Genomic DNA, 16,731 nt, shown 5'->3' with positions numbered 1-16,731 from the left:
CTGAGCTAGGAGTGGGATCGATTTTTATTGTCCCGCATTATATATAAGTGGCATCTGAAACTTCCACTTCTGCCATAATTCAGGCTCATTAATTAAACGATACATAAAGTTTGCTACATTAATTCTGCTCGTTTTACCAGCGTCAAACAATGCGTCGCGAACCGGACTCTCATACAGCTCATATGGACTAACACTGTCTTCATCCGTTAGTGAATCCGGCCTTACAACAACCCACTGTATATAGTTATTCTGTATACCTAAATTGGCTTGCAAGTAGTTTGCGGCATTTTCATTGTCGGCATGCGGGGGGACCAATTTGCGGATCACAGCTATCATCAAGCGGTGCGCCAAACTCACAGTCTCCCCAGCAAGTTTATTACGGTTTCCGCTGGTGTTCATAAGCACAAATTTAACGCTTTTTTGTGGTTTCAATAGTTCTACGGCTTTTACCAAAGCCGCGCAGCTATCGGTCACTAGCTGACGAGGACCTCCGTACATACCTTTGAACGTCATATTGTGTCCAAGGCAACTAACAATTGCATCGCAACCGCGCACTAAGGACGTCATTTGTTGTTCGTTAAATCGTAAAACCTCTCCATAAACTACATCTACTAATGGATTATCTAGTATGTGTGTTTTAACAATACTACTTGGACGGATCACTATTCGTATTGCTTGTTGTTTGGTAAGCATGGCGTTAATTAAGCGACTGCCAGTTGCGCCACTAGCGCCGACAATTAAAGTTCTCATCTACAAATAACCTTTCATTAATAATTGTAAGCAGACTATACCTATACTTTAATGTTAGATTAAGAAGCTAATTGTGCATAAAGGTATACATATTCGTATGGAATGGGATGGATTAAGCCTTGATTGGAATAAAACAAAAGCGTTTCTGCAATGTGCCGAAACGGGTTCATTTTCAGCGGCAGCAAAAACCTTAAATAGTAGCCAAGCTACGCTTAGTCGTCAGGTTGCTTCCTTTGAAAAAGAACTGGGTATTAGCTTGTTTTCACGTAGCGTTCACGGACTTGAATTGACCTCCAGCGGTTTACAACTATATAAACATGCTCATCAGATGGGTGAGTCAGCATATGCATTCTCATTAGCTGCATCAGGACAATCTGAAAGTCTAGTTGGTACTGTAGTCATCTCTGTTTGCGAACTAGACGCCATTTACCGCATGCCGCCTATAATTTCAAAGCTGAGATTAGCAGAGCCGGGTATAACATTGGAAATCGTTGTATCAAACTTAACAAGCGATCTAAAACGTCGCGAAGCAGACATTGCTATTCGAAGTTTTAGGCCATCACAAGGTCAATTAGTAGCTCGTAAATTGGGAGAAGAGGAGATTGGTTTGTATGCGAGTACTCAATATGCTCTCGATTACAATTTGGAGCTCAATAACAAAGCCCCATTGGACGCTTTGCAAATTATTGCTTTTGATCAGAGTAAAATTATAGAAGAACAACTGCTAGTAAAAAACATAAAGGTCAATTCTGATAATTTCAAAACGATTACTGCTAATCAAGCGATGCAAATCCAATTATGCAAGCGAGGATTAGGTTTGGTTTACTTAGCGCAAGATATGGCTGCGCAAGAGCCCGAACTACAAGCTGTGTTTTGCGACTCTGGTAGCTTGATATGCCTACCAATATGGATAGTATGTCATGAAGATATGCAGCATAACGCAAAAATTAAACGAGTGTTCAATTTTATCGCTAACGAGTTAAGTCATTATTTTACTGGCCAAGAATAATCTTACATTAGCTGAAATGGTGTAAGCGAATTTAATTCAATTATCTTGTAATCGATTCGATCAAATAGCATATTTACGACTTAAAATTCTAGGACTATATGTAAATGAATAGAAAATCAGCCGCAATACTAAGTGTAAGTATTTTAATTCTACTGTGTGCTTTTGTGACCATAGTGCTAGCCCCCTCAATGTTCGAACAAGATGGTGAGCGGGCGGGATTCGCACTTTTATTATTTGGGATGGCTTCGATAGCCTTTGATTATTTCAGTTCAATACGGCTTTCTGGAGCGCGGAACAGCGATTTTGGACAACAGATACTTAGTAAGGAATATGGCGGAGACCGCTCTCAATGGCCAGAATCCCTTCAAGTGAGCAAAAAAGACTACTTTACCCTTTTCTTAATTAGCTTTATCGGTGTTGGATTTTGTACCTATTCGTTGTTACTCGTGAAAGACGAACAATATATCTTAACCGGTCGGTGACCATCCTAAAGTAAGGCTACTTTTTTGCAATAGGTAGATGCAGCTTCGGGATATCTGAAACTGCGCTTCGAAAATGATCCATACTAAAATCATAGAACAAGTTATAGATGCAGATGAGGATAGCTATGTTTATTGGTTTAGCAAACAGTAAAAGACTCGTACTACTGGGCGTGCTCTTGGTGTCTTTATGTATAACCGTGCTGGTTGATGCGAACGAGGATCTCCCTGCTGCGCCAATAGTTTGGCAAGAAAACAGCCAAGAATACCAACTGGTGCTTCGTGAATTAGAGCAGTTATCAGGCGTAATTTGGGCACAAAGCTGGTTAGATGAGACCAATTTGCTAGTGACACTGCGCAAGGGTCGTTTGTTATGTCTTACATTTGACACCAATCTTGAACATATTGTCCGAACCCAAACCATCGATCTCCCGATACAGGTTTGGTCTAAAGGCCAAGCAGGATTGCTCGACATCGTTAAAGGGCCCAAGCAATGGTTTTACTTAACATATGTTGAAGCGCTTAAGGGGCAGGGCGTTACTAGCTTAGCTAGAACTCAATTTGTAGTCGATGAGAGCGATAATATACATCAGAAAAATTGGGAAAAACTACTGACTAGTGACGCGTCTAGTGGCACAAACCGCCATTTTGGAAGTCGCGTAGCATTTGATACGCAAGGCCACTTATATATGAGTATTGGTGACCGTGGCGTTCGAAGTAACGGTCAAGATCTTAGTAACCAAGCCGCAGCTATTTTACGTTTAAGTCTTGATGGCGGCATACCGAGTAATAATCCATTTGTAGCTCAAACAAAGGTTAACTCGGCAATCTTTAGCTACGGACACCGAAATCCACAAGGCTTGGCTTTTGATTTGCGCTTTAAGCGATTGTGGGCAATTGAGCACGGTCCACGCGGAGGCGACGAGCTAAATTTAATTCAAGCGGGTAGCAACTACGGGTGGCCAACAACGTCTCACGGTAAAGAATACTGGGGACCCGTAGCGGTTGGAGAATCAGAGACAGCCGAAGGAATTGAAAGTCCTATAAAGATTTATACTCCCTCAATTGCACCCGGTTCGTTAATGGTCTATCAAAGTCATGTATTTGAACAATGGGCAGGTGATTTGTTTTCAGGAGCGCTAAAGCTTCAACACTTAAATCGTATTGTCATGGACGAACAAGGTTTCCCTATATCAGAAGAACGGTTACTCAATGGGTTTGGCCAGCGGATACGCTCAGTCTCGACCGGTCCGAAAGGGTTCATTTATATAGGAACTGACAGTGGGGGATTATATAAACTAAGTCCTCAAGGCCGCTTGTGATAATAAAGCCAAACAAACCTCGTTGAGCTAAGTGTTTTCTTAGAGAAAATTGCTAGCAACTAGTCGATACAGATAAGTTACTTAACGATCTGCTTATTGGTACATGTTTTGATAATCGGGTACATAGGATTGCCAATAAGGTGGAGCACCAATATGCGCAACTAACAGTTTTAGGAATACGCTCACTAAGGGAGTTTGAATACGATGAGGGTAAAGCGCATATATACCAGTATCCATCGTGGATAAAGTATGGTCCGTCAATAGCGCCACAAGGCCTAACTGGTCAATCGAAGACTCCAAATTTGACAGGTCAATTAATGAATAGCCTAATCCGTCTACTACCGCAGCTATCATAGCCCTAACATCTCCAACCCGATATCGACCTTGCATACGATACGACTTAATAACATTGCTACCTGCAGATTCACTCATTTTGAACTGATCAAGAATGACATCTGAATTGTTATAGATGATTGCCGGTAACTCAACCAAGTGTTTAGGAGAATTTGGCATGCCATTTTGTTTGATGAATTTTTCCGATGCGATTAACGCAAATTGAGTTGGGGCAATCTTCTTAGCGATTAAATTTGAGTCTTGGAGTTTGCCCAGTCTAAAAGCGATATCGAAGCGGTCAGCAATGATATCTTCTTTAATGTCGGTTAGCGATAATGTGACCCCAGCACCAGGATAAGTTTTCATAAAATCAGAAATTACGGCTTGTATATGTTGACCAAAAAAATGTGGACATGTTATTCGTAACATACCCTGTGGTTGTGCTTGGTAGTTTTCAGCGATATGGTGTATTTGCTCTAAGGAATACAACATCTTTTTGGTTTCTTGCAATATACTTTGACCCGGCTCTGTAAGCGAAAAGCTACGTGTTGAGCGATTTAATAACTGTACGCCTAAACTTTTCTCCAAGTTTTTAATTTGTTTTGACAAGGCTGAGTTATCTAGTCCATGCAGCGCCGCAGCCTTAGTAAATGAGCCTTGTTGGACAACATCTGCGAAAAGTTGAAGTTGTTTAGTTTTTGACATGAGGGCTCCAAAGATGGCAAAAAGACAGCTATTCTCGTCATGGTAGTGCACAAAACTAGTCGATGTTTGTTTGAGTTAGGATTGTTTTCACCGACTCAGCCTTAGATTAACTAAATTTAATCTTGGTGCAATGATCTAGCAATATGGATTGGTATAAGCTGAGTCTAATTAATCAGAGGATACACAGCCATGAGAAACATATTTTCTATAGTCGTAGCAACCAGTATTGCAGTTGCAAGCTTAATTCTAGGTTTTCTGATCACTGTTCCAGTCTTAGTACTAACATTTATATATGCGTTGGTTGTAAATAGACGCACCAGCGATTCCAGTGAAGGTGTTACAATCGAAGGGTGCTACCAAGAGGTGAAAACCCCTGCCGACTAACAACTTATTATGCGATTTTGACTCGGATTCTCAGAGTTAACCAGCATTAACGAAGGTGACCTATACAACCAACAACTGTTAATAAACTACATCTACTTGCAGTTAAGCTAAGCCCATTTAAGCTGGTTTTGCTATGTCTTAGCTGTTTTGCATTGCTTGTAGCTGCTTACGGTTTGTTCGGTATAGACAATCCAGTGACTCAACAACACGTACTAATCATTTCTGTACTGATTGTGTTGTGGTCATTACTGTTATTTGTCGCAGTAACTATTCTTGAGACACCTGCTCCAGCAAACATCCGCCATCAAAATGTATTTCTAAGGTTTAAAGCTAAACTAGCAGCCATTGGACAAAGAATGGTTTTACTATTAGTTTTAGCTTTGAGCGTTATAGTGATTATGGTGTCGATCCGCTTTGTATTTATTATACTTTAAGGCAATTGAATTGATGTATTTTTAAACATATCTGTTCGAATACATTTGTGGAATAGGTAAGAATACCTCGGCTAGATAGTTGTTAGTGAGAGCCTATGTAACGGATAATGTTAAAGTTTTTAATCACAATCCCTTGTGCCAACTCAAAGACCATTATAGTCTTAGTCAACTTGATTTTTAATCAACTGCGTCGCGGTCTATGATGATAACGATTAATTTGTTGAGCATAAGCTAAATTAACTCAATAATAGTTTGCTCAAAACATATAGCTACAATCACTCAAGGAATGAGAGTTTGATAAGCCTTTTAAAACGTTCAAATAGTTTAGAGATTCGCGAATGTCTGTTTGCGATTATAGGCATAGTTTTATTGGGTCTATCGTTTTCCTACTTTGAAGCCTTTGAGTATCTTTACAATTTTAGCCGAAGCCATGAAAACTGGGAGCTAGATGAGATTATTATTATCCTTCTAATGTCGCCTATATTTTTAGTATGGCTAGTCATCAAACGATGGACGCAATCAGTAAGAGAAATGAACCTTCGTTTAAAACGAGAACATCAATTAGCTCAACAATCGACACATGATGCCCTTACCGGTTTACCCAACAGAGTTCTGCTCGAAGACCGTTTGAATATTGCCCAATCCAGTACTAGTCGTGTGGATAGTCAAATCAGTTTAATGGTGATTGACTTAGATGATTTTAAGTTAATCAATGATGAGTTAGGTACTAGCATAGGTAATAGAATTCTATGCGTACTTGCCGATAGATTTAGAGCTGTCATCAAAACACAAGACACCATCGCTCGCTTAAGCGGTGATGAGTTTGCCGCAGTTTTATGGGATTCAAGTCTAGAAGATTCCAGTCTATCGATTGCTCAACGTTTATTGGACTGTTGTTCAGAACCTATCCTAATGGATGGGTTTCATATCAATGTAACTGCTAGTATCGGGATAACATTTTATCCCTTAGACCCAAAAAATGCCTTAGCCGCTGACCAGCTGATCCGCCAAGCGGATCAAGCTCTTTATCAAGCAAAAATCACCGGAAAAAATTGCTATTCGATCTATGACACAGAGAATGCTCGCCAGCTAAGCGAGTTGCATTCGTATCGAAAACGTATTGAGTTGGCTGTAGATCGCCATGAACTACACTTGCATTATCAACCGCAAATTAACATGACTACTGGTCTGTTGGTTGGCGCTGAGGCCTTAGTCCGTTGGCAGCACCCAGAGCGTGGTTTACTTGGACCTAATCAGTTTTTACATGTTGTAGAGGACCACAGCTTAAGTATTAAACTAGGTGAATGGGTTATCGAAAATGCTTTATCTCAAATTCATCATTGGTCAAAAGCTGGGCATCAAATTAAAGTTAGTGTAAATATTTCGGCACTACATATTCAACAAGGCAATTTTGTTGAAAGACTGCAATCTTTTTTAAACCAGTTCCCTGATGTAGCTGCTAACAAACTCCAGCTCGAAATAACAGAAACAGGATCTTTAGAGGATCTCAATGGCGTCGCAGCGACTATCGGCGAATGCTTAACACTGGGTGTTGGGTTTGCTTTAGACGACTTTGGGACAGGTTACTCATCCTTGACTTATTTACAAAGTTTACCATCACAACTCATTAAAATTGATCGCAGTTTTGTGCGTGACATGCTGGACGATCCAAACGATCTCCGTATGGTCAAAGGTATTATAAGCCTAGCCAGGACTTTCGATTTACCGGTTATCGCCGAAGGTGTGGAAAGCTATGCGCAGCAGGAAAAACTTCTTGAACTTGGTTGTGAATTAGCACAAGGGTTTATATATTCTAAAGCCTTAAGCGCTAATGATTTCGAATCTTGGCTTAGTACTTGGAATCATACTCCTAGAGTGCAACGTTTAGGTAAAAAGAAAGACAACAAGGGTGGCGCAAGTTTTACGCCATTGCTCTCAAGTCCTGAACGTTTGTGTTAGCCAGTTTAATACTCCACAACCTTATACTCACTCGTGCCTATACTGATAATTCTGATTCGTTTTACAGGATTATTTGTATCAATTCACAACGTTAGTCGCTTTTTTTGACGCGGATTTTACTTTCAGCTACCAGTGTAAGATTAAGACCAGCTAAGGCAGATTTTGCTTCTGTTTCATCTGGCATTTCTACAAAAGCAAACCCTTTGGAAAGGCCTGTTTCTTGGTCGAGGACTAAATTGCAGTCGGTTACGTCACCAAACTCAGAGAAAAGCACTCGGATTTCTTGCTCAGACGTTGTGCGGGCTAGGTTGCGTACTAATAATTTCATGGTAGGCCATTGATTAGGTAAATGAGCGGGGATTATCACAGGAATCTTTGCATTTACCAAGCCTAGTTTTTTTTTCGGTGTTCATATACAGCAAAAGGTATCGGGTAACCTTATTCTAAGAAGGATATGCCGTTTAGCACCTAATATGTGATGTTTCAAATAGAGCGATCTTTATCGTTACGTATCGCATAATATTGTCTTTATTACTTAGCTTATATAAAGATTATATTCACAGTTAAGTTTGCAGGAATTGACTAATAAATGGACTGTTTTGCGGCTGTTTAAGCAATTATATTTTGGCTTACTTACTTTCAGCATAGCTGCTTTTGCTCAGCACGGTATCGAACTATCAAAAAGAGACCAATGTATTTCTTAGTAAATCATTGGACAACACAAACTAAGCTTACAGTGGCTAGACAATTACAATTTAGTTAAGCATGGGGCGATTGTAATCACCAAAGTCGCTAAAAGACTTGTAGCAAGCGGCTATCAAGAAAAAGTAATCAGTGATGAGTTTAATTACATGCGCATTTTTGGAAGTGTTGATGTGCCAAATGACACAGAGTTGTTTGTAAGCGGTAGTATAGAAGCAAGGGTCAATCATATTCATTGCGGCCAAGCTTTCGTTCGCGATGGCTATTTTCATTTTAATGTACACGGGAAGCGAGAAGTTTGACCACTGCAAAACGATTGCACCCATGAAGTTACTGAATACAACGACATTCATTTTAAGTAGTCGTTGATGTCGGCAAGCTGTATAGGTTGCAGGTCTTTGTTTTACAGTTAAGGTATACACCGAATAAATTGTGACTATAAGCACACATTAAGGCGTAAACGCCTGTATATGTTGCGTTGACCAGTCTAAAGAACTATCTTCTATGCTCATTGTAGATTTTATCTTTTGACCGAATTGTCTGAATCCTATGTTTTTAAGGTTTCAGAAATTAATCCGTCGTCTGATTTTACTGAAGAAAACATACATGTCATCGCCAAATAAAATAGCAAGTCTTGAATTGGCACGAGTAGTCGCTATTGTTGCAATCGTCGTTATTCATTCTCAAGTTTTTCTCACATTCGGGCATATCGGAAATGAACCATGGTTAAGCTACATTGTGAATCAGCTTGCCCGGTTTGCAGTCCCGTTATTCTTTATTATATCTGGATATTTGATTGCACCTAAGCTTTTAGAAAATCCTTGGCAAACTGCCAAGCAGTATTGTTCGCCACTGATGATGTTTTGGCTTGTATGGAGTGTAATAGCATTATTGATGCCGTTTAACATGGCGAGTGTGGTCGAGCACGGCTACTTTGCTGAACGCAGCGGCTACTGGAACTTTCTATTATTAACGCCCCTAAATAGTTTATTAGAAGGCGGATTAGTGCACCTTTGGTTTATACCTTCACTCGTCATAGCCGTATTTTTATGTGCCTTTGCTATCGTTACTGGCTACTTGCGTCTATTGCTACCAATCGCGTTAGCGCTTTATATTTACGGGGTTCTTGCTGGCAGCTATCAGGTTATAACCGAAATAGAACCGCCATTCTTTACTCGAAACGGCCCATTTTTTAGTCTGTTAATGGTTGCCATCGGACTTGAACTTCGAGTAAAAAACGTTCGCATTCAATCTTACCAAGCAATTATACTTGCTGCGCTTGGTATGATTATTCATTTCAGTGAAGCCGCTTTTTTGCATGATTTTGGCCAGGTCTTTAACATGAATGACTATTTGTTCGGTACGGCGTTGTGGGCTAGCGGTATGTTTTTGTGGTTTTTAGCTAACCCGAAAATTGGGAATACTCGGTGGGTCCAACACCTTGCGAGTTGGTCGCTTGCAATATATCTCATACATTTACTGGTTGTCATACTAATGTTTAATCTTGCAGGTATTTTAGGCTGGCAGGGATTGTTAAAAGATGCCTTGGTATTTATTGGAGCGCTGAGCATTTCTTACGTTTTAGCTAGATTGCTTGAACGTTCTCCTTTGGCTTTTATTGTCGTACGTCGTAAATAACTAGTTTTTATTGATTCTATTAAGAATGTTAGATTTTAGGTCTATCCAAGCAATGAGGGGTAAAGATGAGTTATAAAACTAAGCTACATGGCCAAGGCATATACTTCCATAGTCCAGAAATAGAAGCGGCACAAACGCCTTGCCATGAGGTTCTGTATGACTTTAATGTAACTCGGCCTAGCGAATCGACTAAACGCCAAAACTTGCTGAACCAGATCTTTGCGACTGTTGGCGAAAATTGTTATATCGAGCCACCCTTGCATGCAAATTGGGGGATCCACACTCACTTGGGCAAAAACGTTTATGCTAATTTCAATTTAACTTTAGTTGACGATACACATATCTATATTGGTGATTTCGTTATGATTGGGCCAAACGTTACTCTGGCCACCGCGGGGCATCCTATTGATCCTCAAATGCGGGAACAAGTCGCTCAATTTAATTTACCAATTACTATAGCTAACAACGTTTGGATTGGTGCTAATTCGGTAGTGCTACCAGGAGTAAACATCGGCGAGAATACTGTAATTGGTGCGGGTAGTATTGTCACCAAAGATATTCCCGCAAATGTAGTTGCCTATGGCAACCCATGCAAAGTTCAACGAAACATTAACGAGCATGATAAAACTTACTATCATAAAAATAAACGCTTTTAGGAGCGGTGATTATTGCTCTGATAGCTTAAAATTTTAACCCTAGCCCAATCAGAAATCCGTGGGACTTTGTATCGTATGCAAAGTTATCTTTATTGTCATAATCTACCCAAGTAGATTTGTAGCTGAGATTAATGTCTGACCAATCGTTCATTTCATAACGGAAGCCCGTTTGTAGAGCATATGTGGAGTTGGTATCTTTGCCGAGTCCAGCATCTCCGTAGATATAAAAATTCCAGCTATCGCTAAGTGGACGTATCCAGCGTACGCCAATAACAAAATCAAGCCAGTCTTCTTTTATCTCTCTACTCAATCCTGCTCCTGCTGCAGGGCCGTTTAAGCTTGTTTCAATGTCGTTGTCCCACCAACGCAATCCGAGCATATAATCAATGCTTGCGTATCCATAGTCATAACGTTTAAATCCTTTTGCCTCGAGCACGCCTTGTCTTAATTTAAATCCACCTGTAACCAAGTTGCCTGGTCCCGATGTTTTAGCACTAAGGTCCATAAAGCTATAGTCAAAATAGTACCCCCACGTGTTGTTACGAATTCCTTCTAGTCGAAACATCAAACCTTTATCGAAATTATCCATAATAAAACGAGTATCTACATCGATTGTTGGTGATAGCGGACCCAAGGCACTGTCACCTTCGATGTTTAAGGCCAAAGCGTAAAGTTCAAAACTATGCTCCCAGTTGCTCATCGGAAGAGTTGAAGCAGAGACCAGACTAGGAGCGCCTGTAAGACCGGATACCAAAACTAGTGTCGCAAATGTACCTTTATGTGGCATGTCAAACTCCTAAGATCGAACAAAACGAAAACTTCTAATGTTAAGCGTAGTCAAGGATCTGCATAAATCCAGAGTCATAAGGCTCGTATGTAACGCAGGTTTAGTATTGGTTTGAATTAACGTAATCATAAGCTAGGCTAGACACTGTGCTTGCTAATTGCGCTGTTTCGTAAATAAATGGTCCTTTGAATTTACTAGTCTAGTTCTGATCACGCTACGTAACTGCACAGGGTGATTTAATTTGTACTCGATTAACATCGGCGCATTTTTACAAATTTTAAACACTAATTAACTACATCAAAGGATCTTTCTTTATTAGTTGTGCTTTCGATAAGCAGATGATCTCAATATAAATATATTTGTGTTATCGATGATGAGCACATAAACCGAGTTTTCGCACAACAGAGCTTTATTGTTGTCGATAGCTATTAATAGCTTGAAATACGTACTTCAAAATAGGAATGTTCGAATGAAAAGGATTTGTGTTCTTTGTTTGCTGACACTCGTTAGTTTTTGGTCGTCGGTATCGACAGCTAAAACCGAACAACCAAACATCTTTGTCATCTTCACTGACGACATAGGTATTTCAAATTTGAGTGCCTATCATAACGGGGTAATGAGTAGCCACACGCCAAATATCGATAGCATCGCAGAAAAAGGAATGCTGCTTACCGACTACTATGCTCAGCCTTCTTGCACTGCAGGTCGTAGTGCCTTTTTGACAGGGCAAATACCAGTACGAACTGGCATGCATACGGTAGGCTTACCTGGCGGCCCTGTTGGACTCCATCCTGACACGCCAACTTTACCCGAGCTGTTGAAAACTCAAGGATACGTCACCGGTCAATTCGGGAAAAATCACTTGGGGGATAGGGATGAGTTTTTACCTACCATGCATGGATTCGACGAGTATTGGGGTTGGCTTTATCATCTAAATGCAATGGAATATGCCGAGGATCCCGATTGGCCCAAAGGTGATTCAATAAAACCTTTTGCACCGAGAAATGTCATTCATGCTAAAGCCGACGGATCTGGCGGTCAAACGATTGCTGATGACGGTCCTTTAACTATTGAACGTATGCGAACTTTGGATGACGAAGTTAATAAACATGCGATTGATTTTATAGAGCGAGCAGTTGCTTCAAATACCCCGTTTTTTACTTGGTATTGTCCTTCACGAGGCCATGTTTGGACGCATTTGTCACCTAAGTATGAAGCAATGCTTGGTACTAATAGTTGGGGCTTACAAGAAGTTGTAATGAAAGATCTCGATGATCATGTGGGGGAAATGTTGGCTAAGTTGGAAGAATTGGGCGTTGCTGACAATACTATTGTGATGTTTACCGCTGATAATGGTCCCGAGATCATGACGTGGCCCGACGGTGGCATGACACCTTTCCACGGTGAGAAAGGTACCACGTGGGAAGGTGGGGTTCGAGCGCCAGCTTTAGTTAGTTGGCCGGGAACTATCCCAGCTGGAAGTGTTAACAACGGTATATTTGATGGAATGGACTGGTTGCCAACCTTGGTCGCTGCAGCAGGCGGCCCTAGTGACCTGAAACAAAAAATGTTAGATGGGCACGAAGGCTTTAAAGCGCATTTAGATGGATATAACCAAATGCAGATGCTTAGTCAAGATGGCGAGTCGGCGCGAAACGAAATCTTTTACTACGAACGCGATAAACTTCAAGCGGTAAGGGTTGGGGATTGGAAGGCGCATTTTGTTGTTCAAAACAATGGTTGGAGTGGCGCTAAAGAAGAGCTCAATGCACCACTACTGTTTAATTTGCGTCGCGATCCTTATGAAAGAGCAGCGGACGAATCCGGCATGTATATGAAATGGATGGGAGAAAAAATGTGGGCCTTTGGTCCTGCTCAAGCTGCTGTGCAACAGCATTTAGCAACTTTTGTTGAGTGGCCAGTACTTAGTTCAGCCCAAGCCGTTGATAATGTTGGTGGTGTCGGTAACTAACCAAAAGCTAAGTTCTAAAACGCCCATGATGGGCGTTTTTTTTTAATAATTCCAAATTCAGCTCAAATACGAGCAACTGTTTTATACAGCTATGAATTGTGTGCATAGTGACAATGCAAATAATGCACTTCGTACATCTATTAAGATGGTTTAGTATGCTTTCATTAAAACCAATTAGGACAAACATATGTTTAATGCGCTCGTTTTAACTCAAGAAAACAAACAAACCTTTGCATCAGTTACTCAACTACAAGAATCTGATTTACCACAGGGTGAAGTATTGGTCGAGGTGGAATGCTCGTCACTGAACTATAAAGATGGTCTTGCCGTTACCGGATTGGGTAAAATCATCCGAAATTTTCCTATGGTTCCAGGAATTGATTTTGCTGGCAGAGTTATTGAGTCTCAAGATGAGCGTTACCAAGCTGGTGATCAGGTTATTTTAACCGGTTGGGGTGTTGGCGAAAATCATTGGGGAGGTTTAGCTCAGAAAGCCCGTGTTAAAGCCGATTGGCTCGTGCCTATGCCTCAACATTGTGATGCAGCTAAAGCGATGCAAATTGGAACCGCTGGTTTAACTGCGATGTTATGTGTTCAAGCCCTACAAAATGCAAATGTACAACCTAGTGATGGTGATATCTTAGTCACTGGTGCTAGCGGCGGGGTAGGTTCAGTTGCCGTAACCCTGTTAAACAAATTGGGATATACGGTTGTAGCTAGTTCAGGTCGTGTCTCTCAAAATGGTGATTTACTTAAACGTTTGGGTGCAGCAGAAGTGATAGACCGAAGTGAACTCGACATTGATGCAAGACCTCTAGACAAACAACGCTGGGCAGGGATGGTAGATACGGTTGGGAATAAAGTATTAGCTACTGCATTGTCTCAAATGAAATATGGTGGAAGTGCTGCAATATGCGGTTTAGCTGGTGGTTTCGCATTGCCGACAACCGTGATGCCTTTTATCCTACGAAACGTAAGTTTATTAGGTATCGATTCTGTATCATGTCCTTTTGAAAAACGACGTGCGGCTTGGAATGACGTGATTAGCTTGTTGCCAGAAACCTACTATCAGCAAGCTTGCGAAACGATAAGCTTAGAGCAAGTTCCTGAATTTGCCCAGCGCATAATCAAAGGCGAAGTAACCGGTCGTGTATTAGTTAAACTATAACAAGGGTTTGCCCCCTAGGTAGTGGCTTGCGGGGCTTTCTCGTTATTTTTCAATCAAGCACAACTTTTGTGCCTAAAGCAGCAATGCTTGTGTTGTCTTACTGACTAAGTTTCTAAGCCAGCGGTGTGACTTATCGTGCTCGGTCCGCGTATGCCAAAACATATTGTAATCTAAGCTAGGCAGGGCAAAGGGTAGGGGTTTGCATAGTAGACCATGGCGTTTTGCTGCAATTTCAGCCATGCCCTCGGGCAAGGTGATGATCAACGGGTTAATTGATTGCAATGCAATAGCACTTTCTAATAGTGGTGTACGCAACAGTTCTGTCCGCGCTGGATATTGGCTAATTGCATCATCAAGCAATGCTTTTACCCCGTCACTAATTGCAATCGTTGCATGAGGATAGACTAAGTAGTCATCTAAGCTAATTGGTTTATCTGCAAGAGGGTGATTTGGAGACACCAAACAACCAACCCCAACTTTACCCAAAAAGCTATGTAGCAAATTGTCAGTTACCCCAATTGCACGACAAACTGCAATATCTGCCCCTTTCACACTCAGCTGCTCTTGCAATTCATTGTGTTGAACAGGGACTATCTCTAATCTTATATTCGGCGCTTGCTGATAAATGTGCGGCAAAATGTAAGGGACTAGTGCTTGCATTGCGTAGTCAGTAACCGCGATCGAAAACCGTTGTTTACAGTGGGCTGGTACAAATTCTTTTGGTGTGAGCAGGTCAATAATTTGACCTGTTGGTTGGCGCAGTTGTTGGTAGCACTCAAGTGCGAATTCTGTTGGAACTAACTGCTGTCCAACTCTAGAAAATAGTGGGTCATCTAGCATTTCGCGCAACCTAGAAAGGATACGACTGGTTGCTGATTGGCTAAGATGCAGACGTTTTGCAGCCTTGCTGACACTACTTTCTTCTATCAAAATCTGTAATGCAATTAGTAAACTCAAATCTTGACGATAGATCTCTTCTAGTTCCATTACAAATACTCTCTGTACCTAGGCTGACACCATTGATGTTGATTATACATCGAAAGCATAAGATGCAGTGCTGATAGCAACAATATTCTAAGCCTTTTAATTCTAAACATTGCTTATTACGAACTAGATCGTATTGAGGTTTTATCGATAGGCTAATATTGTTAATTGCTAAAACACCTATAAAGGAGTAAAGTCTTTTGAAAATATCGTAAACCTTATGGTTACGCCGATATCCCGCTAATAAGACCATATCGAACACAATAGCAGTGCCTATTATAATGCACTTCTTAGCCCGTTAGATATATACAAACCACGCTTCACACAACTTATATTAGGCATTTATTGCACATCAATGTGTACTGGACTGTTTTGTTCAGCGAATGATTGAAATTAGTGCAAACCATTAATATGCCAAACTAGTTAATAAACATATTTTATGCATGACTTCGCGAAATCAAGCTGTTGATTTTACGTCTGTATCATCATCCATGCCGTCCAAGGAAAATTGAATGACATTAAACACCCTAGCTAACTATGAACAGGAACTGAAATGGTTTGCATTGGCACTTGGGATATTAAGCACTATTGCTATCGTGCAAAACTGGTATCCATTTACGATGTTTGTCAGCCTGCCTTTTTGTTTAATATGGATTTACTGCGCGTGGCTTCGCACTGAGCGGCAGCTAAAGTACATCAATATCATTTTTTCTATACTGTATGTCTACGGCATAGCCCGCTATTTAATGGGCGCCTAAGAAACTTAGCTTTAATGGTTAGCGCTATGTCTTTGGTTTATACCACGGCATACAATGCTACAATTAGCATCACACTCGCCATAAAGCAGTTATGCTTTGTCCAACATCATATTTATAAATCATAGGTAAGTTACAAAATGAGTTCCGATTCCAATACTTTCCAAGCTGTTCAAGATCTTGCAAGTAAGCTTATGGACGCCGCCCAAGCTGAAAATCAAGTTGCGTTTGATGGCTTTTACCTAGAGTTAAAGGCGATATGTCTCGAAAACGAAAACACCAATAAAGACCACCCTGTACAATGGGAAACCCTTGCTGACTTCACAGAAGATTACGCAGAGGCAATAGCGGGCTATCAAAAGGCATTAAATAAGGCGATAGCGGTGAACTCAAAAGAGTATATGGCGTCAATTGCTTACTCTATGGCAACAATGCAAGTTGAATTGGGACAATCGAGTGCAGCAATGGAGAGCCTTAAAAAGGCAAAAGCGAGTGCGTCTAAGCTTAGTGATAAAGTTTTAAAGCGAGAAATAGACACACTTATTGAAACTCTGGCGACAAACTAGCGGCTACTTAACGCTAAACAGGCCTGTTGTAGTTGCACCAGACCTTTGACAAATAAATTTGTGAACGACTACCCGCCAGGAATCACTTCAGGCTCGGTCAATACAGCTAAAGAGTCATCTAAGGACTC

The 16,731-nt window shown here is 40.8% G+C and carries 17 protein-coding genes; 12 read left to right on the top strand and 5 right to left on the bottom strand.

Annotated elements, in window-relative coordinates:
- Positions 1-24: 24 nt before the first annotated feature.
- Entirely contained in the window at positions 25-750 is a 726-nt protein-coding gene (locus DBZ36_RS05980; protein WP_120354003.1) for an NAD(P)-binding oxidoreductase, read from the bottom strand.
- Between the two features lie 73 nt (positions 751-823).
- On the opposite strand from DBZ36_RS05980, the gene DBZ36_RS05975 reads away from it, so the two are divergent.
- From DBZ36_RS05975 to DBZ36_RS05965, 3 genes are all read left to right on the top strand, one after another.
- Positions 824-1,759: a LysR family transcriptional regulator gene (locus DBZ36_RS05975; protein WP_199711780.1), complete on the top strand. Its 936-nt coding sequence runs from the start codon at positions 824-826 to the stop codon at positions 1,757-1,759.
- 104 nt (positions 1,760-1,863) lie between these two features.
- Positions 1,864-2,241, top strand: coding sequence for a hypothetical protein (locus DBZ36_RS05970; RefSeq protein WP_120354001.1), 378 nt, complete (start codon positions 1,864-1,866; stop codon positions 2,239-2,241).
- A gap of 125 nt (positions 2,242-2,366) precedes the next feature.
- Complete coding sequence (locus DBZ36_RS05965) at positions 2,367-3,560, top strand: PQQ-dependent sugar dehydrogenase (protein WP_158589035.1); 1,194 nt, start codon at positions 2,367-2,369, stop codon at positions 3,558-3,560.
- A 93-nt stretch (positions 3,561-3,653) separates the two neighbouring features.
- Here DBZ36_RS05965 and DBZ36_RS05960 read toward each other — a convergent pair whose 3' ends face one another.
- Positions 3,654-4,598 carry a LysR family transcriptional regulator gene (locus tag DBZ36_RS05960; RefSeq protein ID WP_120353999.1) on the bottom strand — a complete coding sequence of 315 codons (945 nt, stop codon included), beginning with the start codon at positions 4,596-4,598 and terminating at the stop codon, positions 3,654-3,656.
- A 189-nt stretch (positions 4,599-4,787) separates the two neighbouring features.
- Between DBZ36_RS05960 and DBZ36_RS05955 the strand changes: the two genes are divergently transcribed.
- The 3 genes from DBZ36_RS05955 to DBZ36_RS05945 all read left to right on the top strand — a co-directional run bounded on the left by DBZ36_RS05955 (position 4,788) and on the right by DBZ36_RS05945 (position 7,375).
- Positions 4,788-4,982 carry a hypothetical protein gene (locus DBZ36_RS05955; protein ID WP_120353998.1) on the top strand — a complete coding sequence of 65 codons (195 nt, stop codon included), beginning with the start codon at positions 4,788-4,790 and terminating at the stop codon, positions 4,980-4,982.
- Positions 4,983-5,176: 194 nt separating this feature from the next.
- A complete protein-coding gene (locus tag DBZ36_RS05950) occupies positions 5,177-5,416 on the top strand; it encodes a hypothetical protein (RefSeq protein WP_147394999.1) in 240 nt (79 codons plus the stop codon).
- A gap of 294 nt (positions 5,417-5,710) precedes the next feature.
- A complete protein-coding gene (locus DBZ36_RS05945) occupies positions 5,711-7,375 on the top strand; it encodes a putative bifunctional diguanylate cyclase/phosphodiesterase (RefSeq protein ID WP_120353996.1) in 1,665 nt (554 codons plus the stop codon).
- Between the two features lie 91 nt (positions 7,376-7,466).
- On the opposite strand, the gene DBZ36_RS05940 is transcribed toward DBZ36_RS05945, so the two are convergent.
- A complete protein-coding gene (locus DBZ36_RS05940) occupies positions 7,467-7,703 on the bottom strand; it encodes an RNA recognition motif domain-containing protein (RefSeq protein ID WP_120353995.1) in 237 nt (78 codons plus the stop codon).
- Positions 7,704-8,683: 980 nt separating this feature from the next.
- On the opposite strand from DBZ36_RS05940, the gene DBZ36_RS05930 reads away from it, so the two are divergent.
- Together DBZ36_RS05930 and DBZ36_RS05925 are read left to right on the top strand one after the other, a co-directional pair.
- Complete coding sequence (locus DBZ36_RS05930; RefSeq protein WP_120353993.1) at positions 8,684-9,715, top strand: acyltransferase; 1,032 nt, start codon at positions 8,684-8,686, stop codon at positions 9,713-9,715.
- 65 nt (positions 9,716-9,780) lie between these two features.
- Complete coding sequence (locus DBZ36_RS05925) at positions 9,781-10,371, top strand: sugar O-acetyltransferase (protein WP_120353992.1); 591 nt, start codon at positions 9,781-9,783, stop codon at positions 10,369-10,371.
- 25 nt (positions 10,372-10,396) lie between these two features.
- On the opposite strand, the gene DBZ36_RS05920 is transcribed toward DBZ36_RS05925, so the two are convergent.
- On the bottom strand, positions 10,397-11,158 hold the full coding sequence (locus DBZ36_RS05920; protein ID WP_120353991.1) for a hypothetical protein: 762 nt from the start codon (positions 11,156-11,158) through the stop codon (positions 10,397-10,399).
- Positions 11,159-11,627: 469 nt separating this feature from the next.
- Between DBZ36_RS05920 and DBZ36_RS05915 the strand changes: the two genes are divergently transcribed.
- Complete coding sequence (locus DBZ36_RS05915) at positions 11,628-13,130, top strand: arylsulfatase (protein ID WP_120353990.1); 1,503 nt, start codon at positions 11,628-11,630, stop codon at positions 13,128-13,130.
- A gap of 187 nt (positions 13,131-13,317) precedes the next feature.
- Positions 13,318-14,298: an acrylyl-CoA reductase (NADPH) gene (gene acuI, locus DBZ36_RS05910; RefSeq protein WP_120353989.1), complete on the top strand. Its 981-nt coding sequence runs from the start codon at positions 13,318-13,320 to the stop codon at positions 14,296-14,298.
- 72 nt (positions 14,299-14,370) lie between these two features.
- Here the strand turns inward: acuI and DBZ36_RS05905 are convergent, their stop codons facing one another.
- A complete protein-coding gene (locus DBZ36_RS05905; protein ID WP_120353988.1) occupies positions 14,371-15,285 on the bottom strand; it encodes a LysR family transcriptional regulator in 915 nt (304 codons plus the stop codon).
- A 509-nt stretch (positions 15,286-15,794) separates the two neighbouring features.
- Between DBZ36_RS05905 and DBZ36_RS05900 the strand changes: the two genes are divergently transcribed.
- Both DBZ36_RS05900 and DBZ36_RS05895 read left to right on the top strand, forming a co-directional pair.
- Positions 15,795-16,040 carry a peptidase gene (locus tag DBZ36_RS05900; protein ID WP_120353987.1) on the top strand — a complete coding sequence of 82 codons (246 nt, stop codon included), beginning with the start codon at positions 15,795-15,797 and terminating at the stop codon, positions 16,038-16,040.
- A 137-nt stretch (positions 16,041-16,177) separates the two neighbouring features.
- The gene (locus DBZ36_RS05895) at positions 16,178-16,603 is read left to right on the top strand and encodes a tetratricopeptide repeat protein (RefSeq protein WP_120353986.1); all 426 of its coding nucleotides are present in this window, start codon (positions 16,178-16,180) and stop codon (positions 16,601-16,603) included.
- The last annotated feature ends 128 nt before the right edge of the window (positions 16,604-16,731 follow it).

It is taken from the genome of Alginatibacterium sediminis, assembly GCF_003610775.1.
GTDB classification, from domain to species: Bacteria; Pseudomonadota; Gammaproteobacteria; order Enterobacterales; family Celerinatantimonadaceae; genus Alginatibacterium; species Alginatibacterium sediminis.
The sequence above is the reverse complement of the archived record's forward strand: the minus strand, read 5'-3'. Positions and strand labels throughout refer to the sequence as shown.